The sequence below is a fragment of the Coleofasciculus sp. B1-GNL1-01 genome (assembly GCF_040220235.1).
GTDB lineage: Bacteria > Cyanobacteriota > Cyanobacteriia > Cyanobacteriales > Coleofasciculaceae > Coleofasciculus.
Map to the genome: position 1 here is coordinate 42,390 of NZ_JAVJTO010000109.1, position 22,033 is coordinate 64,422.

A 22,033-nucleotide genomic window follows, 5' to 3' on the forward strand; every position below is an offset into this window, starting at 1 on the left:
GTTCGTAGTTTGTAGTACGGGAACTTTAGCCTGTTACGTTTGTAGTACGGGCTTTAGCCTGTTAAAATTCTGGGTTGACTATTAGCGTAACAGCGATCGTTCAGGAATAGTTGTTTACCCCCACGCGATCGCGAATCACCTGGAGCCTTGAAGCCTTTACCAAGGACTACCAATCATCGTAAACGCCGCCCAATAATAAGGATGAGAGAAATTTTTGTCGGGCAATTCCGATACAACGGGGCGATTTTCCCCTTCTCCCAACCCCCGTAATTCTCCTGATTCCACACGCACCTCCCCTCGCAGCATGGCGATTTGGGCGCGTCGCAGTGCCTCGGCTTTAATCGTTACATCCGGCTGACCCAATTGGTTGTAGAATCCACTCATTAAGGCAAAAGAGCCGCCATCATCAACAGACCAAAGACTGGCTAAAGCTGACTTAACCCCAGCTTTCACCGCTAATCCGGCAAAGCCTAACTCGGCTTCGACACTGCCAAAAGCGGTACGACAGGCGCTTAAAACCAAAAGGTCTACTTGGGGCTTCTCATGCCAGCCCAGTTGTCGCATTTGGTCGAGTTGCAGTTTCGTGTCCCAAAGCTGAATATAAGAATTGCTGGGGTCTCCCTCCTGGAAATTGGCGTGACTGGCAAGGTGGATGATTTGCCAAGGTTCTTGTTGGCGCTTTTGTTGCAGATTCTGGAGGGTGAATTGGTCGTTGAGGTAGGCGTCTCCTGACCAGACTTGTTGGGTAATGGTTTCCAGTTCGATAGGGACAGCAGGTAAGGGTCTTTGGTCAGTAAATTCAGAGGCACCCATGGCTAGGACTGGCGCATCTTTGACGGGATTGTAGCGGGTATTGGTCAGGCTGATGCTGGGGATGGAACCGAGGGCATATTTTTCGATGAGAAACTGTTCCCCGTCGTGTAAAGCCGCCATGGGGATGGTGCGTAAACCCGCGTCCATGGCAAAGATGAGGGTGTCAATACCGAGGGCTTCTAGATGTGGTTCTAGGGGGGCAATCATCCAACTATAGAGTTGTTGGGCGGAAGGTTTCAGGGAGTCTGGGGGCAGGTCAGAGTTGGTGACTAGTTTATAGAATTCGTTGAGTTTTTTCTGGAAGGCTGCACGATTAGCTTCGGGAATGGTTTTGCGGATGGGAGTACCGTCGGGAACAACCATGATGAGTTCCAGTTGGTCGGGTAGGGAAACGGCGTAGACGATAACTGGGTGAGTGCCCGTTTCAGCAGTAATGGTTTTGAGAGTATTGCGAATGGTTTCGACGCTGGCTTCTTCGTTGGCAATGTCTTCACCTAAGTAGTCTTCGTATTCTCCTTCAAATAGGTCATCAATGGCGGGAATGGCATCATTGAGGTTTTGAGTTAGTAGGTTGGGGATGTTGATGCGTCCGGTGTCTAGGTTTCCTGTACCGGGAATATTCCAGACAAAGCTAGATTCTCCGGTGAGGGGGTCTTGGTTGGCTGAGGTTTCAGCGCCGAGAATATCGCCAATGAGAAAGGCTAAATCGGTTTGGGCGCCGTCGGGGGAATCAGAGGGGCGTTCTGAACCCTCTGGGGGAGATGGGGGAGTAGGGGGTTCTGGGTTAGAACCAGGTGCGGGGACAGAGATGATTTGAATCCCGTCTTGGGTGTGGGTGTAGGGAAATTCGGCTGTAGGGGAAATGGTTTGTTCAGGTACGGTATTTCCGGTGGTAATTGCCCCGGCTGTACCGTTGGTGTTGGCATCACCGACAATAAAGGGAGTGACGCCTGCGCCGCCGTGACGAATCGTGATTGTACCGCCTGCGGTGACGCCGCCTGTGGAAATGCTGGCGGTTGTGCCGTTGAGATTTGGGAAAGTGTCAGTGACGCGGAAGAAGCCGGAGGTAGTGATATCGACAGCGCCGCCTGTGCCAGCAATGCCACCTTCGGTGTTAATGCCTGTGACGGTAATATTGCCACTATCTGAGTTGAGGGTAATTTTACCCCCATTGTTAATGGCTGAATTAGAGAAGATGGGTAGTGAACCTATATTGATGTTGGTGGCAGCATTGAGGGTCATATCACCGCCATTACCATTGCCGGAAAAAGAACCGATACCGCTTCTGATAGTCAGGCTTTCATCGAGAATAGTAATGGAACCACCACTATCAAGGTTAATCGTACCAGCATCCCCATTCGTCGCACTAGATGAGATGCTGTTGCTGGTAATATTTCCTGCGGCATTGAGGCTGATATTGCCGCCATTTTCATTGCCTAAAGTAGTCACTAGGGATGTGGTAATATCAGCCTCACGACTGGTGAGGTTTATCTCTCCACCATCACCATTAGCTCCATTAGCATTGATGCTATCTGTGGAAATGCCGTTAGCCGCTTGCAGAGTAATATTGCCGCCTGTGTTATTACTGAAAGAGCTAATAATGTCTGTGGTGATTTCATCGCCACTGGTGAGGCGAATCTCTCCACCATTATTGGTAACGCCCCAGGATAAGATGTTTTCGGTGGTAATGTTACCCCCGGCATTAAGAGTGATGTTGCCGCCATTGGTGTTGCCTGAAACGTTGATAAGGGCTGTAGTAATATTGCTATCGCTATCCAAGTGAATAGTGCCGCCAGTGCCGTTGCTGCTAGTGGCTAATATACTATCAGTAGAGATGTTACCTATGGCAGTGAGAGTGATAGTTCCGCCATTTTGATGATCGACAACGCTGAGACTACCTGTGCTAATTTCACCACTTTTACTGGTCAGGCGAATAGTTCCACCATTATTGAGTGTGCCATTACTGTTTATATGGTTGGTAATGATATTACCAGAGGCATTGAGGGTAACCGTGCCGCCAGTCCCATTACTTTCAGTAGTAAGAATCCCGGTACTCGTGTTAATCCCGCCTCGGTTATTTATTAAAGTAATATTTCCACCTGTGATATTACTGGCTGTGATATCGCCACTGGCATTATTCGTTAAGCCATCACCTGTACCGAGAATTAAGGTTGTATCGCCTGTGCCGGAATTGAGAGTGACTCCAGGGGTGATGGAGATAACCGCTTGACCAGAGTCGCGAAAAGCATTGACGACTCCATTGGCAGTCGTTTCATTGGCAATTAGGGTGAGATTGCCGTTATCGGTGGAGATAGAGGAATTGACGATAATACGGCGTCCTGCCTGCATGGTCAGGTCACCGCCATTACCACTAGGATTGGTGCTGATAATGGCACGGTTCACGGTAATATCATTATTGGCTTGTAGCACTACAGTTGTACCAAAGCTCAGGGTTTGTTGTAACGTACTGGGGGCAAGTGTAACGGTAGCACTGGGGTCGCTGTTAAAGCGGAACTGATTTGGCTCAAAAATGGGAGTTGAAAGGCGAGTGGGATTGCTAGGCGCAACAGTTATCCAATCATTGCCTTCACTGGTAAATCTGACTAAAAATGTGCTATTCACAGCGTCTTCAACCACTGTAATTGGATTGTCATAAACTGTGCGACCAATAATACTGTTTTGAGAATTGATAGTATTGATGTCATCCCGCGTTCTTCCCGTGCTGCCATTACCCCAGGTCACCGCCCCCGCACTCTCTACCGCCTCGTTCTCCCAGTCAGAGTTACGAACCACGTAATGACCGTTGCTCAGTGCCAGCACACCACCATTGCCCAGTCGATCAAAATCTTGAGTCCCCACCACACTATTGTCCAGTGACACTTTTCCCGTGATGCCAGTAGCGCCATTGCCCCAGGTCACTGCCCCCGCACTCTCTACCTCCCCGTTAGCCCAGTTGCGACTGCTAACTACATAATTGCCGTTAGTCAGCGCTACCACAGCATTGCTGATTACGTGTTCTCCTCCGCCTACTCGGTCAAAATCTTGAGTACCCACCAAACTATTGCTGAGTTCCACTTCACCCGTGATGCCAGTAGTGCCATTGCCCCAGGTCACTGCCCCGACATTCTCTACCATCCCGTTGTCCCAGTTGGGGCTGCGGATCAGGTAATTGCCGTTGGTCAGCGCCACCACACCCTCACTGCCCACTTCGTCATTTTCTTGAGTCCCCACCAAACTGTTGTCAGCAGAAACCTCTTCAGAGATGCCAGTAGTGCCATTGCCCCAGGTAGCTGCCCCCCGATTCCCGTTCCAGTAGGGGCTAATAACCACGTAATTGCCGTTGGTCAGCGCCACCACGCCTTCACTGCCCACTTCGTCATCTGGTTGAGTACCCACCAAACTATTGCCGAGTGCCACTTCCCCCATGATGCCAGTAGCGCCATCGCCCCAAGTCACCGCCCCAGCATTCACTGCCTCCTTGTCTGGGTTGTCCCAGTTTGGACTGCGAACCACGTAATTGCCGTTACTCAGAGCCACCACGCCTTCACTGCCAACTCGGTCATCTTTTTGAGTACCTACCAAACTATTGTCGAGTGCCACTTCCCCCATGATGCCAGTAGCGCCATCGCCCCAAGTCACCGCCCCAGCATTATCTACCTCCTTGTCTTGGTTGTACCAGCCGGGGCTACTAACCACGTAGTTGCCGTTGGTTAGCGCAGTTACGCCCCCACTACCCACTCGGTCATCTTTTTGAGTACCTACCAAACTATTGCCGAGTGCCACTTCCCCCATGATGCCAGTAGCGCCATCGCCCCAAGTCACCGCCCCAGCATTCGCTGCCTCCTTGTCTGGGTTGTCCCAGTTGGGGCTGCTGACCACGTAATTGCCGTTACTCAGAGCCACCACGCCATCACTGCCCACTAGGTCTTCAGCTTGAGTCCCGACCAAACTATTGTCCGATGCCACCGCCTCAGTGATACCTATGCTGCCATCGCCCCAAGTCACCGCCCCAGCATTACCTGCCTCCTTGTCTGGGTTGTCCCAGTTGGGGCTGTTAACCACGTAATTACCGTTAGTCAACGCCACCACACCCTCACTGCCCACTCGGTCGTTTTCTTGAGTACCCACTAAACTATTGGAGGTGGAAACTTGCCCTGTAATACCTATGCTGCCATCGCCCCAAGTCACCGCCCCAGCATTACCTGCCTCCTTGTCTGGGTTATCCCAGTTGGGGCTGTTAACCACGTAATTACCGTTGGTCAACGCCACCACACCCTCACTGCCCACTCGGTCGTTTTCTTGAGTACCCACCAAACTATTGGAGGTGGAAACTTGCCCTGTGATACCTATGCTGCCATCGCCCCAAGTCACCGCCCCAGCATTCGCTGTCACTGGAGTTGAGTCTCCGTTATCCCTGTCCCAGTTGGGGCTGCTGACCACGTAATTACCGTTGGTCAGCGCCACCACGCCCTCACTGCCCACTCGGTCATTTTCTTGAGAACCCGTCAAAGTGCTAATTAATTCTCCTGTAGCACCGTCATAAAGATAAACCGCTCCCGCATTCTCTGCCGCAAAGTTATCCCTCGGCTTAGTTACCACCACATTCCCGGTACTCAACGGTACAATATGCTCACCAAACTCCGTGCCACCACCAGCATTGGGGTCAATGAGGTCAAACAACTGCGGGAATTCCGTACCCTCGACATCATCAATCACAATATTTTTCGGGTCAAGCAATAACGTCCCAGCGTCTCCATTCACCGCCCCCGCTTCCACAACCCCTGCCATCGCCAGTGTCTCTTTCCCCGACACTTCCACAAACCCACCATCACCCTGCACTGCACCCCCCCGCGCCTGAATCGTACCCGCAAATTGGGTGAGTTGGTCTGACCAAACAATCACTTTACCCGCATTTCCTACGGTTAGCGCATCTGCCTTGAGAATAGTGGCATGATTAATCAGCGTATTTTGAGCATTGACCATCCCCCCTTGCCCCAAATTCAGGGGATTTCCCTGAAAATCACCCCCGACTAAAATCTCTCCACCCCCACTATTACCACTCACATCCACATCCGCCGCTAATAGCCGCACATCCTGACCAAACAGATGCACAGAACCGCCCACCTCTCCTGTGGCATCAAAGCTACCAGAGGTGGTTAATTGAGTCTCCTCTCCCCCATAAACCCCAATCTTTCCCCCTTCCTGAGTCCCCGTCGCCGAAGTCAAAGCACTCGCGGTCTGAATCAGCGTCCCCGTATAATCAATCTGAATTTCTCCACCCTGACCATTACTACCATTGGCACTCAGCCTGCCACTATCCAACAAATTCTTCGTCTCAATCTGGATATGCCCCCCATTCTGCCCATCTGCGGTAATTTCCCCCTGGTTATACACCACCGTTCCTGCCAGATTAACTTCTCCGGCATCAGGACTATCCACAGAAACTTGTCCCTGATTATTTACTTGTCCCCCAGTCCCCGTTAACAATACCGCCAAATCCAAGGGCTGAACCGGGATAACCTCTCCCTCACCATCCTGGGGTGGGACAAACTCCAAACTCAACAAATGCCCCGGTTGACTCACCCGGACTAAATTCTCCCCGGCTACAGCCGCAATAGTAATCGTTCCCCCCGGTGCGGTGAGTTCTCCCTGATTGGTTACACTTCCCCCCAGTAAGGTTAAAGTCTGACCCTCACCGACGACCAAATTCCCCTCATTGACAATACTGCCCGACTGCGCCAAATCAAAGGCAAACTGACTAGGATTCCCAATTAACGTGTCGTAGTTATTATCACCAAAAGCATTAAACCAACCATTCTCCTCAAACCCAATTCCCGTCGCCGTAGTTGCGGTAAAATCCCCCATCACATTTAACTGAGAATTCGCACCAAAAATGATCCCGGCTGGATTCATTAAAAATAAATTAGCGTTCCCCCCCGTCACCTGAATCAACCCATCAATCATTGAGGCATTTCCGCCCATCACACGGGCTAAGATATTTTGAATATCTGGCGTAGAGAGAAAATTAGCAATCTCATGGGCAGAGAGTCCAAACTCCTGAAAACTATGAAACAGGTTAGCCCCATCCCCCGATAAAGAACCCCCCGAAATATCGTACTGATTGCCATCAATCGTCACCACCGTACCCGTACCATCTTCAGCCTGGGTAATCGATTGCGCCTGAACTGGAGACATGGCATGAAGCGTAACCATGCCCAGAGAAATTATTCCCCCTAAAGAGAATAATCCAGGTAACTTGCCAACGGAGGAGTTGCACATTTTTCTAACCTGATTTCACAAATATGCCTAGAAGAATAATGGCACATTTTTTTGAGAATGGCTCAGGGGAAGTTGACCAAAATTTCGGATTAACCTCAGGGAATATTAGTCTCAAACTGCTACAACCGTTACGCCTGTTCTCTTAGGGGTTGATGTTGTGAATCTTTGACTTAATATTTGGTTACAAAAAATTAATTTAACCAAGAGTCACCTTAACGGTTCACAGGCGGTTGTAGACGCCCAACCCAGATAGATTCAGTCAGGTCGTACAAAGTATTACCTTTACGTCATTACTCTCCCGATTGTAAATAAATATGAAAAGTATTTACCCTGAGTAACGAATCCGATTTAATAGGAGATGTGCTGTACAGGCATCTACCACCAATCCCTCATCAAATTAAGCAGTTTTACCTAAATATTCAGGGAACTTTCGACCGAGTAGCACGACTAGCTAGAAATAACTGGAAACACCTAAATATTAATTCAGGGAATAGCGAGTATTATGACAAAAACAACCTACTCTCTACTCTTAGCAACCACCTCATTGGTTTGCTCTCTTTCACTGGTGAGCTTCTCGCGCTACGCCACCCCAGTGCTGGCAGAATCTCAACCCGTTAATTCATTCACCAGTAACCTTTTCTCTGGTTCATTGGCGATCGGATTCAAATCTCCACGAACTGAAGGAGAACCTAAAGAAAGCGGCACACTCGGCACTCGTGGCGGATGTCTTACCGATGAATCTTTATCTCCTTCTCTGACTCCGCTAACACCGGGTACTGTGCAAGGATTAACCGAACATCTGGACAGTGTGGAGGAATATCCCACGTTAACCGTAAGTGAACATCCCACCTTCTTCGTCTATGTACCCGAAACCAGTGCCAAAACTGCCACGTTTATTTTGACGGATAGCGACGTAACTGAACTGGTTTACTATACCACTATTGAGCTTCCGGAAACTCCGGGTATTATCAGCATCAAAGTCCCCACAGATCAAGACTCATTAGAGATTGATCGCGTTTACAAATGGACATTTAGCCTGCAATGCCACTCAGCCGGTGCCGATGGAACTCCGAAAGTGATGGGATGGATTAAACGCACTGAACCCAACCCAGCTTTAGAAAAAGACCTAGACAAGGTGAAGCCTTTGGAGTTAGCGGCATTGTACGGAAATCATGGCGTTTGGCATGACCTTTTAGCCACATTGGTTGATTTGAGACTGTCTCACCCAGAGGATTCTAACCTAACAATGATGTGGGAAAATCTGCTCAAATCAGAATCCGTGAAACTAGAAAAAATTTCTCAAGCGCCTCTGGTTGAAAGTACGCCAGTTGAGTATTGAGAATTTGGCGAGGATGGCAATGGGTGGGGAGAAGTTGAGACGAAAACATTGGAAATCCAATTGACTAAATTAAGTCAAATTGTAATGGCGTGACATGGCTAAACTGGTGGAATTTTCTGGACGCACGTTGGTAAAGGGCTCACGTTGGGAAATCTGGGCGCACGTCAGTGCGCCCCTACAGTGCCTATTACGAATCTGTTTTAATTCAATGGCATTCAATTAATAACAAAGGACAAAAGGACAAAAGACCAATGACCAATGACCAATGACCAATGACCAATGACAATCCTTCAGTTTTTCCAGGAATGGCGGGGTGTATTCATTTCAGCGCCAACTGTCGCCGGATTAACCATTGCGCTGCGCTTAACCGGTGCGTTACAACTCCTTGAATGGGCAGCATTAGATCAATTTTTCCGCTGGCGTCCTCCGGAACCTACCCCCGAACGGATTGCAATTGTGGCGATTACGGAAAAGGATATCCAAAATGCTGGACAGTGGCCCATTTCTGATCAGATGTTGGCACAGTTAATTGAGAAACTGAAACAGCAACAACCCAAAGCCATTGGTCTGGATTTATTTCGGGATTTGCCTGTGCCACCAGGTCATGACGAATTAATGAATGTTTTTGCCTCTACACCCAACCTAATTGGTATTGAAAAAGTTGTCGGCGATGCCTTGGGTGAACCTGTCGCCCCACCGCCTATTTTAAAGGAACAGGGTCAGGTGGGTGCAGCTAATGTGATTTTTGATCAAGATGGGAAAGTCCGCCGTGCCTTACTGTCAATTACCCTAAAAAATGGCGATACCATTGAAACCTTAGCCGCTAAGTTGGCATTACTTTATCTGGAAACCGAAGGCATTACCTTAGAAGAAATTGAACCCGACTATAAATATGGCTTAGGTGATGCGGTATTTACTCGCCTACAACCCCAAGATGGCAGTTATATCAATGTCGATACAGGCGGGTACCAAATCCTGTTTAATTTTCGCAACCATGAATGTCGGGGAAAACTGGAGGGAACCTGTCCCGTCTATCCCACGGTGTCCATGACTGAGGTTCTAGAGGATAAAATTCCCCCAGATTGGGCAAACAATCGGATTGTTTTAATTGGTACAGCGGCAGAAAGTGTCAAGGATCGGATTTTTACCCCATACAGTAATAGTTTTTTCACCGCCCCGAATGGCGTGGAAGTTAATGCAGATTTGACCAACCAAATTTTAAGTGCCGCATTAGATGGGCGTCCCCTGATCCAAATCTGGTCGGAACCGATAGAATGGGGCTGGATTATTCTCTGGTCGTTTGTCGGTGCAACCGTGGGCTGGAAAGCATTCCGTATCCGTTGGAAAGCCGCAGGACTTTTTGTGGTGGGAGGATTGCTGACGATTGGGTCTTACTTTGCATTTCTGGCGGGGTGGTGGATACCGTTGGTTCCGCCTCTGTTAGCCCTGAGTGGTTCGGGTGTGGCGATTACTGCCTATATCGCCTACACGGAAAGCGAAGACAAGCAAACCGTTATGCACCTCTTGGGACAACACGTCTCTCCTAAAATAGCCCAAGCCATCTGGCGCGATCGCAACCAACTCCTCAAAGATGGACAGTTATCGGGACAGAAGCTAACCGCAACGGTTCTATTTACGGATTTAAAAGGCTTCACCACAATCACCGAAAACACCGACCCAGAAACCCTAATGGTCTGGTTAAATGATTACATGAATGTTATGGCAGAGACAGTTCTCAACCATAATGGCGTCCTAGATAAATTTATCGGTGATGCGGTGATGGCAGTCTTTGGTATACCCATCCCCAGTACCACAGACGCCGAAATTACCCAGGATGCGATCGCGGCGGTGAATTGTGCCATAGAGATGGGCAAAAATCTGCGATCGCTGAATCAGCAATGGCAAACCCAAGGATTACCCACAGCCGCTATGCGTGTAGGAATTGCCACGGGTACAGTCGTCACCGGAAGTGTTGGTTCTCGCCAACGCCTCAACTACACCACCATTGGCGATAGTGTGAATATTGCCGCCCGGTTAGAAAGTTATGATAAATCGATTGATGGTGGACTCTGCCGTATTTTAATCAGCGAAGAAACCTATCAGCATATCCACGATAAATTTACCAGCAAATTTATTGGCACGGTGCAGTTAAAAGGACGCCAGCAATCCATCAAAATCTATCAAATTTTAGAGTCAATCGAGTAACCTGTTCGGCATTTAAACCTTAATGTCAACAACTGCCAAATCATTGTAATGTGAGCATCTTGCTCGCTACCCATTCCCAATTTAAATGCGTGACAGCTTAATAGCCATTAGGATCTACTTCAAATTAACATTGTTTCAGCAGCGCAATCCACATATCAGGCGGACTGGCATAATAATTAATCTTATCCACTTGATAGCGATTTGAAGTAGAACCTCTCTGCAAGATTAGATAATCACCAGGTTCTACGCCTTGACCCTGTTCTGTCATATACGCTCGAATTCCGCCATCTTTGGCGACAAATACATGATTGTGACGCTCATTGGATACTTTGTAGTGATGCGTTTTCTGCTGTCGCTGGGATGGATTGGATACAATAATTTTTTGGTTTAAGGACAAATTCGTGGAAGAACGGGTTGCGAACTGGGTTGAGGACATATCTGACACGTCTTAGCTCAATGTTACAAGTTGTTAGAAAAAGTTATTCCTGAAAATGCATGACTACATTTTCATACCAATTGTTGATTGACTAATTAAGTTTTATCAAAGTCAGTGGCTGTCTATCTCAGCAAAATAGCGTAATTTTTATCCGCCTGATCACCGATATTCGGATAAATAAACTATTGTAAAGATATTTTTATGTAAATATACAAAATTAAAATAATCTTTTCATTAAATAGGTTAAATAGTCGTGTATTATAAACAGATTTGGTTTTGTTGGCAGCGGTAAAGATAGTTGAAGCACTGGGAGTAGCTGCTGTCATTGAAATGAACACTGTCTATAGTTTTGTAAAGTTTTATTAAGGGTAGCTCATGATTCCAGGGGAACTCATCATCCAAAAGGGAGAGATTGAACTGAATGCGGGACGTCCTACCTTGCGCCTGTCGGTAGCGAATACAGGCGATCGCCCGATTCAGGTGGGTTCTCATTTCCATTTCTATGAAGTGAATGACGCTCTCACCTTTGATCGAGAGCAAGCCAAGGGAATGCGGTTAAACATCCCGGCGGGTACAGCCGTGCGTTTTGAACCGGGAGATGAACGGGAGGTTGAGTTAGTTCCGTTTGTCGGTAGTCGTCAGGTTTATGGGTTTAATGGCAGAGTCAATGGGGCGCTATAACGGGGAGCTGGGGGAGCTGGGGGAGCTGGGGAAGCTGGGGAAGTCATAACATACGCTTATGCTACTCTAGATCCCCGACTTCCTGGTTGAAACCCTGATGTCACCAATGAATTGATTCAGAAGTTGGGGATTTATCGGATAAGTAGCAAGAATTGTGGCTTAGGGTCAGGAATTGACGGGACTGTGAGCCACCGAGGACGCTTTTATCGGGGAGTTATCCGATACCCGTTGTAATCGTGCGCCAAGTTTCTGTAACTTCGCCTCTAGCTTCTCATACCCTCGGTCTAAATGATGCAGTCCCTGAATTGTGGTTTTACCATCGGCGGCTAAGGCGGCTAATATCAGCGCAGCGGACGCTCGTAAGTCAGTGGCAACTACAGGGGCTCCTGATAACAAAGGGACACCGCGCACGATCGCATTATTCCCTTTAATCCGAATATCTGCCCCCATGCGATTCAGTTCAGGAACATGTCCTAAACGATTTTCAAACACGGTTTCAGTAATTACACTATCCCCATCACTCAGGGTTAGGAGTGCCATGAAGGGAGCCTGCATATCCGTGGGAAATCCGGGATAGGGCAAGGTTTCAATATCCGTCGCCCGAATAATTCCCGTCGGGATAATCCGCAGACAGTCTGGGGTTTCCTGAATCACTCTCATGCCAATATCTTGGAGTTTGGCGATCGCGGCGGTAATATGATCAGGCACAACCGGGGACAGGGTGAGTTCTGACTGAGTAATTGCCGCCGCCACTAAAAACGTACCCGTTTCGATGCGATCGGGAATAATCGAGTAGTCTACTGAATGTAAACTGGGAACGCCAGAAATAATAATCGTGTTGGTTCCCGCCCCTCGAATCTTTGCACCCATGGCGTTACAAAAATTTGCCAAATCCACCACTTCTGGCTCTTGGGCAGCATTTTCTAAGATCGTTTCCCCTTCTGCTAACGTCGCCGCCATCATCAGAGTTTCCGTTGCACCCACACTGGGATAGTCCAGATAAATTTTTGCCCCATTTAACCGCCGCCGTCCATTCCCCCTCACATAAGCATGAACCATACCATGCTCAATTTGCACCTCAGCCCCCAGCGCTTGCAATCCCCTAACATGAAGATCGACAGGTCTAGCGCCAATGGCACAGCCACCCGGTAAAGGAACTTGAGCCGCACCCAATCGTGCCAACAGAGAGCCAATCACAAAGAAACTGGCTCGAAGCTGATTCACAATCTCGTAGGGGGCTTTTGACTGCTTCAAATGACGAGCATTGATATCCAAGATATCTCCTTGGCGCTCTAGCTTTACACCCAAAGCCGCCAGCACCTGACCCATCCGCCCTATATCTACCAGAGAAGGCACATTACGCAGTCGGCAATCTTCAGGACATAGCAGCGCCCCTGCCATAATTGCCAATGCTGAGTTCTTCGCGCCACTAATGGTGACATGTCCTTTCAGGGACGATCTGCCCCAAATCTCTAGAACGGATGGGTTTGACTTGGGTGCAGAGCCAGTATCTGTCAAATTAAGAGAGTGGTTGATAGGTCTATCCTCCAGAATCGGTGAAATCTTGGCATGTTTTAAAATTTGGTTTTGATTCTACCTGAAAGAGGGCAAATGTCTAGATTTGTCCCCCAAAATAGTGAATCGACCAGCCTTGGATTGTACCTTGTCCGATGCTGAAAATCCGCAAAAAAGAAATAGTTGACAAATGGGTCAGGATTGTTGCATGATAGAAAACTGCATGGAAAATTAAACAACCCAGCGGAACTGGCGGAATTGGTAGACGCGCTAGATTCAGGTTCTAGTGTTCGCAAGAACTTCCGGGTTCAAGTCCCGGGTTCCGCATAGAAAATTGTAGAGACGCGCCATGGCGCGTCTCTAAATACCATTGAAATAATGCTAACCAGTACCAAAAATCCTCTAGTTAAGGCAATTCGGAAATTGCACACAGCCAAAGGACGACGGGAGGAGCAACTTCTGTTGTTAGAGGGAACTCATCTGTTAGCAGAAGCCTGTGCGGTCAATTATCCCTTAGTCACGCTTTGTTGTACACCCGATTGGCAGCAGAGTCATCCCCAACTTTGGCAAGACGCTACCCCTCACTGCCAGCGTGTAGAACTTGTTAGCGCCTCGGTTCTCAAAGCCATGGCGACAACGGTTCAGCCAGATGGCGTAGTGGTAACGGCAAAATCTTCATTCCTCGCCCCGCCTCAGATTCCCTGTTCCCTTGGTTTAGTTTTAGAGACGCTGCAAGATCCAGGAAACTTAGGTACGATCATTCGTACCGCCACCGCAGCCGATGTGGATGGTTTATGGCTCAGTCCAGACAGTGTAGACTTAGAAAATCCCAAAGTATTACGGGCTTCAGCCGGTCAATGGTTTCATCTGCCCATGAATGCCAATGCTAATCTGACTCAGGTGGTTAAGCAAAGTCAGGCTCAAGGGGTACAAGTTGTGGCGACTTTACCCAAGGCGACATTAAGTTACTGGGAGGTAGACTGGCGCTGTTCTAGCTTAATTCTACTGGGCAATGAGGCGGCGGGGCTGCGTCCTGAGTTAGCCACACTCGCTGATCAATCGGTACAAATTCCCCTAGGTCAGAATGTAGAATCGTTAAATGTGGCGATCGCGGCAGCTTTAATCGTGTATGAAGCCCTGCGCCAACGGGTTGGGGGAACAGGGAATAGGCAATAGGCAATAGGCAATAGGGAATGGGGAATAGTGAATAGGCAATGGGCTATAGAAATTTTGTCCCTTATCTCCCCCTGCTTCCCCAGCTTCCCCATCTCTCTATTCCTCCTCCAGTGGTTCAGTGTCACCAAAAAATGCATCTAGATCAGCTGCCGCTTCTTCGAGAAGATCTAGATCAAAAACGTCATCGTCTGACTGAGCCGATTTTGATTGAGGAGTTTTTGATTGAGAAGTAGGGGATTTCAATGAAGAAGGACGGGATTTCGATTGGGGAGGAGGAGATGTATGACCCAAGAGATTCTCCAGTTGGTCAAGTGACTCTACAAACGCTCTAGCTGCTTCATTTCGATGATTTTGTTGAGACTCGCGCATAATGGTTTTATCCCCTAAAGCTATTGTTTATTGAGAGTGAACGCTACTCATTAGCCTATACTCGGAAAAACAACACCCTTACCGTTTCATTCTATGGTATAGTTTTTTAGTTTTAGGGCTAGCTGCAAAAATGGTAAATATTAAGAATCCTCAAATCCTTACTGTTGCCTGTTGCCTAATCTCAACCGTTAACTTTAATGAAAGTACGACTACTGAGATTAGGACAAGAAATTGCTCTACTGAGTCAAATGGCAATCTGCGATAAAATCTCCGCTTTTTCGGGAAATAATATTTACTCAAAAAATAGTTTTTGTATAATCAAAGATGCCAAAAATTATGTCGAAGCAATTAAACCACAATCTAAGAAATCTCCGTGACCTATCCAATTTAACAAACGCACAACCCTTAAAGAAACCACCGCCTCAGCTAGATCAGGCAAAATTTTTTAGCAAAAGCTTGCGATTAGTCAGGGGTCAAGTTGAAAATAAGGGGGCAATTGCGTCAGGAAAATGGATGTGAGTCAAGAATTTGATTACGATTTAGTGATTATCGGTGCTGGCGTCGGTGGACATGGCGCGGCATTACACGCGGTAAGTTGCGGATTGAAAACCGCCATCATTGAAGCATCGGAGATGGGCGGGACTTGTGTGAATCGTGGTTGTATCCCGTCAAAAGCCCTATTAGCCGCCTCAGGGCGGGTGCGTGAGTTACGCAATACTCATCATCTGGAATCCTTGGGAATTCAGGTGGGTGGCGTGAACTTTGACCGAGGCGCGATCGCGAATCATGCCAATACCCTGGTGAGTAAAATTCGTGGCGATCTCACCAACAGCCTCAAACGTTTAAAGGTGGATATCATTCCCGGTTGGGGTCGAGTGGCGGAACCCCAAAAAGTAACGGTGACAACAGACGAGGGTGAAAAAACAGTCACCGCCAAAGACATTATCCTCTGTACAGGTTCCGTTCCCTTCGTTCCCCCCGGTATTGAACTTGACGGGAAAACCGTCTTCACCAGCGATCAGGCACTAAAGCTGGAATGGTTACCTCAATGGGTGGCAATTGTTGGCAGTGGTTATATCGGGTTAGAGTTTGCTGATATCTATACCGCCCTAGGGTCAGAAATCACGATGATTGAAGCCCTGGATCAGTTAATGCCCACCTTTGACCCCGATATTGCCAAACTCGCCAGCCGGGTACTGATTTCTCCCCGCGATATGGAAACCTATTCCGGCACTCTGGCACAAAAAGTGACTCCGGGTTCACCGGTGGTGATTGAACTAGCGGATGCTAAAACCAAGGAAGTCGTGGATGTCTTGGAAGTGGATGCCTGCTTAGTCGCCACGGGACGGATTCCGGTCAGTAAAGATTTAGGCTTAGACGCCGTAGGCGTGGAAACAGATCGCCGAGGCTTCATCCCTGTCAATGATCAAATGGCAGTGTTATCGGGTGAGGAAACCGTTCCCCACCTCTGGGCAATTGGAGACGCTACGGGTAAACTCATGCTGGCACATGCGGCATCCGCTCAAGGAGTTGTCGCCGTAGAAAATATTTGTGGGCGTCAGCGTACTATTGACTATCGCAGCATCCCCGCCGCCGCCTTTACCCATCCAGAAATTAGTTACGTGGGACTCACTGAACCCGCCGCCAAGGAACTCGGTGAACAAGAGGGATTTGAAGTTGCCTCAGTGAGGACGTATTTTAAAGGAAATTCCAAAGCGATCGCCGAAGGAGAGGCGGATGGGATTGCCAAAGTTATTTATCGTAAAGATAGCGGTGAAATCCTCGGCGTTCACATCTTAGGCATCCACGCCTCTGACTTAATTCACGAAGCCTCAAACGCGATCGCCCAGCGACAGTCCGTGAATACTTTGGCATACTTAGTCCATGCTCATCCCACTTTGTCAGAAGTCCTTGACGAAGCCTACAAGCGAGCCGTTGCTAGTCATTAGACAAGGCAGGAGGCAATAGGCAATAGGCAACACCTCGGCTTCGCTCGGTGTGTCATAGGCAATAGAGTTTTTTTGACAAAGGACATAAGACCAATGACAAATGACCAAAAACAAATTCGCCGTCGTCCACCTAATCCGGCGGTTGACCTGAATATCCTGCGCTATCAAGTTGTTCTCCCAGATGCCCAGCCACGGCATATCCTAGAAGAAATTGTCTGGCATAAAGAAAAAGAAGTTGACCAGATGCGGGAACGGCTGAACTTAGCTCAACTGCGGAAACAGATCGAGTCAGCCCCGCCAGTGCGTGACTTTAAAGCGGCGTTATTAGCGGCAAAGACTCGTCCCGCCTTAATTGCTGAAGTCAAAAAGGCATCACCGAGTAAAGGGGTGATTCGGGAAGAATTTGACCCAGTTGCCATTGCCCAGGCTTACGAACAAGGGGGGGCGAGTGCCATATCCGTGCTGACGGATAAAAAGTTTTTCCAAGGGAGTTGGGACAATCTCAGCTATGTCAGGGAAACTGTAAATTTGCCCATTCTGTGTAAAGAGTTCATCATTTATCCTTATCAACTCTATCTGGCTCGGAGTCGTGGCGCTGATGCGGTGTTGCTGATTGCGGCGATCTTGTCGGATCAAGACTTACGGTATTTTGTCAAAATTGCCAATGGGTTATCCATGACCCCTTTGATCGAAGTGCATACTCTGGATGAATTAGACCGCGTGTTATCGGTAGATGGCGTTACCCTAGTAGGTATAAACAATCGCAACTTGACAGATTTCTCGGTTGATTTGCAAACGACCTGCCAACTTTTGGCAGCACGAAGTCAGCAGCTTAAAGAACGCGGTATTCTGGTTGTCAGTGAGTCAGGACTGCGTAAACGTGCTGATTTAGAGCAGGTCGCATCGGCGGGGGCTACAGCCGTACTGATCGGTGAATCATTGGTCAAACAGCCTGATCCAGCCCTAGCCGTTACCAATCTGTACTCGTTCAACTGAAGCGCGATCGCAATTCGTCCATTTAAGGTAAACCCGGTTTCATGGAGCCAATACCCCTTCCGTCTTATATTCACTACGAACTGCTACTACAGATGCTAGAGCGTCATACTTCCTTTGCCACGAATCAAAACCCCATGATTCGAGAACAGGTGCATCAATTGATTGTTACCCTCCGCAAAGCGTTAGCCCAGCAGAAACAACTCGAACAAACCTGTAATCGGCTCAATTTACCAGTTGAGTACCGTTGGTTTCTCAATAGTGTCAATGTTGAGTCAAAATCATCAGATAATGGTTTTCCCCTAGATTCGGATACCAAAACCCAGTCATGAGATAGTGGTGTGATTCAGAATTAGGTGATGCTCAAAGGTTGAGGATAAAGCTCATGGATAATAAGTTGATGCTGATGATTCCCGGACCAACACCGGTGCCTGAACAGGTTTTGCTGGCGTTAGCCCAGCATCCGATCGGACATCGCAGTGGGGAATTTAGTGCCGTTATGGCAGAGGTAACCCAAAACCTAAAATGGTTGCACCAGACTCAAAATGATGTTTTGGTGTTAACGGTGAGTGGTACGGGTGCCATGGAAGCTGGGATTATTAATTTTTTGAGTCCTGGCGATCGGGTTTTGGTCGGAAGTAATGGCAAATTTGGCGATCGCTGGGCGAAGATGAGCGCGGCGTTTGGTTTAGAGGTGGAGACGATTACGACACCGTGGGGTCAACCCCTTGATCCGGAGGTGTTTCGTCAAAAGCTGGAAGCGGATACGGATAAGACGATCAAAGCCGTCATCGTTACCCATTCAGAAACCTCCACCGGGGTACTCAATGACCTGGAAACGATTAATCGTTATGTCAAAGACCATGGTCAAGCTCTAATTATTGTAGATGCAGTAACCAGTGTGGGCGCGGTCAATTTACCCATTGATGAGTGGGGGATTGATGTAGTGGCGTCAGGTGCCCAGAAAGGCTATATGGTTCCCCCAGGATTAGGATTTGTTTGTGTCTCAGATAAGGCATGGCAAGCCTACGAAACGGCTAAACTGCCTCGCTTTTATTTAGATTTGGGAAGCTATCGCAAAGCAGCACAAAAGAATAGTAATCCGTTTACGCCTCCGGTCAATTTAATGTTGGGACTGCAAACGGCGTTGCGAATGATGAAAGCTGAGGGGTTAGATAATATTTTTGCTCGTCATCAACGCTTGATGCAGGCAACTCGGGCGGCGGTTGAGGCGCTTTCCCTTCCTTTATTTGCTCCGGATAATGCTGCTAGTCCCGCAGTAACGGCGGTAGCCCCTACGTCGATTGAAGCCGAACAAATTCGTAGCGTGATGAAAAAGCGCTTTGATATTTCCCTGGCTGGGGGACAAGATCACTTCAAAGGGAAACTATTCCGGATTGGTCACTTAGGCTTTGTCTGCGATCGCGATATTTTGGCGGCGATTGGGGCGCTAGAAGCCACGTTGCGGGAATTAGGTTATGAGTCCATGACACCAGGAGCCGGAGTGTCAGCAGCCGCTCGCGTCTTGACTCAATCGTAGGTTAAGCCATAAACGAGACACCCAAGACGCCAAAAAAGAGCGGGTCAACTAGCGACCCGCTCTTTCTGGTAGAGGACTCAACGGTCAATGGATCATAGGGTATGAATTTCGACGGTTTAGACGTGAATGGATTATTCCCAAAGCGTAAGCATTTAGACATTCTTCATTTTCTCCTGACCGATTGTTTGGGTTTCAGACTGTTTCCAGCCAGTCATAGATTTGGTCTAATTGCTGCAATGTGACTAAACCGTACTGCCACAGAATCATCGGTAATGGTCCTGGGTCTTGTTCCCGACGTCGTTGAGCGATCGCAATGGAATCAGTAGAAATTGCCAATTCCTCTTGCAAAAATCGTAAAAATTCAGAATAGGTTGCAGGTGCCATAATGGCTGTTCACCTCCTTATCGGCTACTATTGTGGAATCAGCGTCCTGCCTCCTTTAGCAATGGGTAGACAGATTTAATACTGTCTACTAGCTGAGGGTTCTTTGCTTATTGTGATAGGTTAATCCGGCACTGCTTGTGTCCTAGATCACTGACCATCTAAGATCTTGATTGATCGAGTTGAAAACTCACTGGATGTGCTGACCAGGTATCGTTTTAACCTTCACCCCCCATCAACTTGAGGGTAATTTTAGTTAACTCACTTCACACCACTAAAAGCTAGTTGCAGACTACACCCCTACTTGGTCGTGTTGATGGGTAGCCACAGCTAAGACAGGTCACTACCTCGTCGTCAGATAGTCTTTTATGAGAATCTATCTTACGAAATGTTAACGTAATTTCGTATAAATATCTTTACATCGTTGATTTAATTTTTCAATGATGTTAATCAAGTTTTAAGATTCTGACGAGGGATTAATCTCTTCCTCTAGGAGGATGATTTTTATGTGATCGCCTACTTGTAGTCCTAGTTGAGCGGTTCGTCCCCCAGCGAGTTCAATCACTTGGTCAACCAGAACCCCTGGTCCATAGGTAGGACAGGGAGTGGAGATACAGGGGGGAACATTTTCCGCGATCGCTTTGACCTCGCCATCTCGCAAAAAGATCATATCCAGGGGGATTTTCACATTCTTCATCCAAAAGCTAGCGGGTCGCGGCGGATTCAAGGGAAACAACATCCCTCGATCTGGCGCTAAAGCCGTGCGATACATCAATCCGATCTGTTGTTGTCGAGGTGTCCTAGCCACTTCGAGTAAAATCTGCTGATCACCGATCTGGGTTTGAGCGCTAATAGGTAACATCTGACCGGAATTAGAGGATGACGAGGAGAGGGAAGGCGGTTCTGGAAGTGGTTTGCCAGATTTTAAGGGGGTGCCATCGGCGACAGGGTTGGAACCGGAAACCGAACATCCAAACAGTATCAGACTAAGCGTGATTCCGAATAGGCGAGTATGATAGGTCATGAGTTTAGGTTAGGGAGATGGGGTTGTAGAGACGTGCCATGGCACGTCTGGGAGTAGGGGAAGATGGGGGCGAATGATGAATGAAAAATGACGTAGCTTGCTTCTTTTCAGGAGCGAGTAGGACAAATGACCAATGACCAATGACCAATGACAATCAAAACCGTTAACTTTAATTTTTCCCACCCACTTAACTAAGATTCTCGTAAAACATACCCGACACCCCGGACAGTTTGAATAAGACGCTTGTCACCCTCATCTTCAATTTTCAGGCGTAGGTAACGGATATATACCTCAATCACATTCGACTCACCTAGAAAATCGTATCCCCACACATTTTCCAGAATCTGTTCGCGAGTTAAAACTTCACGGGGATGAGTCATCAAATACTTCAGCAGTTCAAACTCTTTCATGGTCAAATCAATCACTCGTCCTCCCCGCATAGCGCGGCGCGTCGTCAAATCCAACACCAAATCCCCAAATCGGAGTTGTTCACTCGTATTGGTATCCGGTTCTAGATACAGACGTATCATCTGCAAAAAGGCATCAGCGCGATAGGGTTTTAGGAAAAAATCATCAGCACCCGCTTCTAAGCAGGCGACTCGATCCTCAATCGTGTCGCGAGCGATGAGTAAGAGTAAGGGAACACGAGAACCGGCTTTTCTCAGGCGAGTACATAAATTGAGACCGGATTCGCCAGAACCAGAAAGCGATTGATCCACAACCATCATAGCGGGTTGGATTTCACAAGCTTGATGCCAGCCACTGGGCGCATCTGTGGCGATAACCGTATGATAGCCAGCTTCTATTAGATCTAGACTCATGCGTTGAGCTAGACTTTCATCGGTTTCTACAAGCAAAACACAGGGATTACCGTTAAGGGGAGCAGATTGCATAGATGGCGTTGGTGGTGAGTCGTTGGGTTTAACACCGGAATGTCCTCTATTGTTCTAGCATGACTGAGCCTTGGGTGAATTGTTCTACGCCTTTGGGAGTGGGTTGTCACTGACATCTTAAACCTGTCTCAATACATAAATTTGATGCAGTGGACTGACACAGCTAAAATTGTGGGATAAATTGTAGGTTGGGTTGACGACAGGAAACCCAACAGAATATAGGGCTAAAGTTACCTACTACAAGCCAAATCTAATTCATCACATAAGGGGTGCCACGCCACTACTTTCTGTTTCTTATTAGTCGTCTTCAGACGACTTTCGCTATGAGCCTCGGAATTGATTCCGAGGCGAAGTAATTTGGTGGAGATAGAGTAGAGGGTGATGGGTTGACAATGATTAGGGATTTAGGCATTGTTGACATCCTGCTCTAATTCTTCTGG

15 protein-coding genes and 1 tRNA gene are annotated in these 22,033 nt (G+C 48.0%); 9 read left to right on the forward strand and 7 right to left on the reverse strand.

The features are described from left to right. Positions 1–156: 156 nt before the first annotated feature. Positions 157–7,092, reverse strand: a complete 6,936-nt coding sequence (locus RID53_RS27140; RefSeq protein WP_446391062.1) for a CHAT domain-containing protein — start codon at positions 7,090–7,092, stop codon at positions 157–159. 502 nt (positions 7,093–7,594) lie between these two features. Between RID53_RS27140 and RID53_RS27145 the strand changes: the two genes are divergently transcribed. Together RID53_RS27145 and RID53_RS27150 are read left to right on the forward strand one after the other, a co-directional pair. After that, positions 7,595–8,431 (forward strand): DUF928 domain-containing protein, encoded by an 837-nt coding sequence (locus RID53_RS27145; protein ID WP_446391063.1) that lies wholly within the window; start codon positions 7,595–7,597, stop codon positions 8,429–8,431. A 279-nt stretch (positions 8,432–8,710) separates the two neighbouring features. Then, on the forward strand, positions 8,711–10,636 hold the full coding sequence (locus RID53_RS27150) for a CHASE2 domain-containing protein (RefSeq protein WP_446391064.1): 1,926 nt from the start codon (positions 8,711–8,713) through the stop codon (positions 10,634–10,636). Between the two features lie 124 nt (positions 10,637–10,760). Here the strand turns inward: RID53_RS27150 and RID53_RS27155 are convergent, their stop codons facing one another. Then, positions 10,761–11,072 carry a hypothetical protein gene (locus RID53_RS27155; RefSeq protein ID WP_446391065.1) on the reverse strand — a complete coding sequence of 104 codons (312 nt, stop codon included), beginning with the start codon at positions 11,070–11,072 and terminating at the stop codon, positions 10,761–10,763. Between the two features lie 375 nt (positions 11,073–11,447). Here RID53_RS27155 and RID53_RS27160 point away from each other — a divergent pair, with 375 nt between their 5' ends. Further along, positions 11,448–11,753 (forward strand): urease subunit beta, encoded by a 306-nt coding sequence (locus tag RID53_RS27160; protein ID WP_006106558.1) that lies wholly within the window; start codon positions 11,448–11,450, stop codon positions 11,751–11,753. Between the two features lie 165 nt (positions 11,754–11,918). Here the strand turns inward: RID53_RS27160 and murA are convergent, their stop codons facing one another. Further along, a complete protein-coding gene (murA, locus tag RID53_RS27165) occupies positions 11,919–13,271 on the reverse strand; it encodes a UDP-N-acetylglucosamine 1-carboxyvinyltransferase (protein ID WP_446391066.1) in 1,353 nt (450 codons plus the stop codon). A gap of 240 nt (positions 13,272–13,511) precedes the next feature. Between murA and RID53_RS27170 the strand changes: the two genes are divergently transcribed. Both RID53_RS27170 and RID53_RS27175 read left to right on the forward strand, forming a co-directional pair. Beyond that, positions 13,512–13,595: transfer RNA gene (locus tag RID53_RS27170), tRNA-Leu, on the forward strand. Between the two features lie 51 nt (positions 13,596–13,646). Beyond that, entirely contained in the window at positions 13,647–14,444 is a 798-nt protein-coding gene (locus RID53_RS27175) for a TrmH family RNA methyltransferase (protein WP_446391067.1), read from the forward strand. A gap of 96 nt (positions 14,445–14,540) precedes the next feature. On the opposite strand, the gene RID53_RS27180 is transcribed toward RID53_RS27175, so the two are convergent. Next, positions 14,541–14,813, reverse strand: coding sequence for a hypothetical protein (locus RID53_RS27180; protein WP_446391068.1), 273 nt, complete (start codon positions 14,811–14,813; stop codon positions 14,541–14,543). 515 nt (positions 14,814–15,328) lie between these two features. Here RID53_RS27180 and lpdA point away from each other — a divergent pair. The 4 genes from lpdA (at position 15,329) to RID53_RS27200 (ending at position 19,295) form a co-directional block, all read left to right on the forward strand. Then, positions 15,329–16,762 (forward strand): dihydrolipoyl dehydrogenase, encoded by a 1,434-nt coding sequence (lpdA, locus tag RID53_RS27185; protein WP_446391069.1) that lies wholly within the window; start codon positions 15,329–15,331, stop codon positions 16,760–16,762. 93 nt (positions 16,763–16,855) lie between these two features. Continuing rightward, positions 16,856–17,758: an indole-3-glycerol phosphate synthase TrpC gene (gene trpC, locus RID53_RS27190; RefSeq protein ID WP_446391070.1), complete on the forward strand. Its 903-nt coding sequence runs from the start codon at positions 16,856–16,858 to the stop codon at positions 17,756–17,758. A 41-nt stretch (positions 17,759–17,799) separates the two neighbouring features. Further along, a complete protein-coding gene (locus tag RID53_RS27195) occupies positions 17,800–18,087 on the forward strand; it encodes a DUF5340 domain-containing protein (protein WP_446391071.1) in 288 nt (95 codons plus the stop codon). Positions 18,088–18,140: 53 nt separating this feature from the next. Next, entirely contained in the window at positions 18,141–19,295 is a 1,155-nt protein-coding gene (locus RID53_RS27200; protein WP_446391072.1) for a pyridoxal-phosphate-dependent aminotransferase family protein, read from the forward strand. A 192-nt stretch (positions 19,296–19,487) separates the two neighbouring features. Here RID53_RS27200 and RID53_RS27205 read toward each other — a convergent pair whose 3' ends face one another. The 3 genes from RID53_RS27205 to nblR all read right to left on the reverse strand — a co-directional run bounded on the left by RID53_RS27205 (position 19,488) and on the right by nblR (position 21,593). Beyond that, entirely contained in the window at positions 19,488–19,679 is a 192-nt protein-coding gene (locus RID53_RS27205) for a DUF2949 domain-containing protein (protein WP_006100242.1), read from the reverse strand. 454 nt (positions 19,680–20,133) lie between these two features. Continuing rightward, the gene (locus RID53_RS27210; protein WP_446391073.1) at positions 20,134–20,700 is read right to left on the reverse strand and encodes a DUF192 domain-containing protein; all 567 of its coding nucleotides are present in this window, start codon (positions 20,698–20,700) and stop codon (positions 20,134–20,136) included. 191 nt (positions 20,701–20,891) lie between these two features. Continuing rightward, positions 20,892–21,593: a response regulator transcription factor NblR gene (gene nblR, locus RID53_RS27215; protein ID WP_446391074.1), complete on the reverse strand. Its 702-nt coding sequence runs from the start codon at positions 21,591–21,593 to the stop codon at positions 20,892–20,894. Positions 21,594–22,033 lie beyond the last annotated feature (440 nt).

Bases quoted from the DNA above. Each gene is read 5' to 3' on its own strand.
- RID53_RS27150 (WP_446391064.1), top strand. From the start codon at position 8,711: ATGACAATCCTTCAGTTTTTCCAGGAATGGCGGGGTGTATTCATTTCA.
- RID53_RS27140 (WP_446391062.1), bottom strand. From the start codon at position 7,092: ATGTGCAACTCCTCCGTTGGCAAGTTACCTGGATTATTCTCTTTAGGG.
- RID53_RS27205 (WP_006100242.1), bottom strand. From the start codon at position 19,679: ATGGCACCTGCAACCTATTCTGAATTTTTACGATTTTTGCAAGAGGAA.
- RID53_RS27195 (WP_446391071.1), top strand. From the start codon at position 17,800: ATGGAGCCAATACCCCTTCCGTCTTATATTCACTACGAACTGCTACTA.
- RID53_RS27175 (WP_446391067.1), top strand. From the start codon at position 13,647: ATGCTAACCAGTACCAAAAATCCTCTAGTTAAGGCAATTCGGAAATTG.
- RID53_RS27145 (WP_446391063.1), top strand. From the start codon at position 7,595: ATGACAAAAACAACCTACTCTCTACTCTTAGCAACCACCTCATTGGTT.
- RID53_RS27200 (WP_446391072.1), top strand. From the start codon at position 18,141: ATGGATAATAAGTTGATGCTGATGATTCCCGGACCAACACCGGTGCCT.
- RID53_RS27160 (WP_006106558.1), top strand. From the start codon at position 11,448: ATGATTCCAGGGGAACTCATCATCCAAAAGGGAGAGATTGAACTGAAT.
- RID53_RS27180 (WP_446391068.1), bottom strand. From the start codon at position 14,813: ATGCGCGAGTCTCAACAAAATCATCGAAATGAAGCAGCTAGAGCGTTT.
- RID53_RS27210 (WP_446391073.1), bottom strand. From the start codon at position 20,700: ATGACCTATCATACTCGCCTATTCGGAATCACGCTTAGTCTGATACTG.
- trpC (WP_446391070.1), top strand. From the start codon at position 16,856: ATGACAAATGACCAAAAACAAATTCGCCGTCGTCCACCTAATCCGGCG.
- nblR (WP_446391074.1), bottom strand. From the start codon at position 21,593: ATGCAATCTGCTCCCCTTAACGGTAATCCCTGTGTTTTGCTTGTAGAA.
- RID53_RS27155 (WP_446391065.1), bottom strand. From the start codon at position 11,072: ATGTCCTCAACCCAGTTCGCAACCCGTTCTTCCACGAATTTGTCCTTA.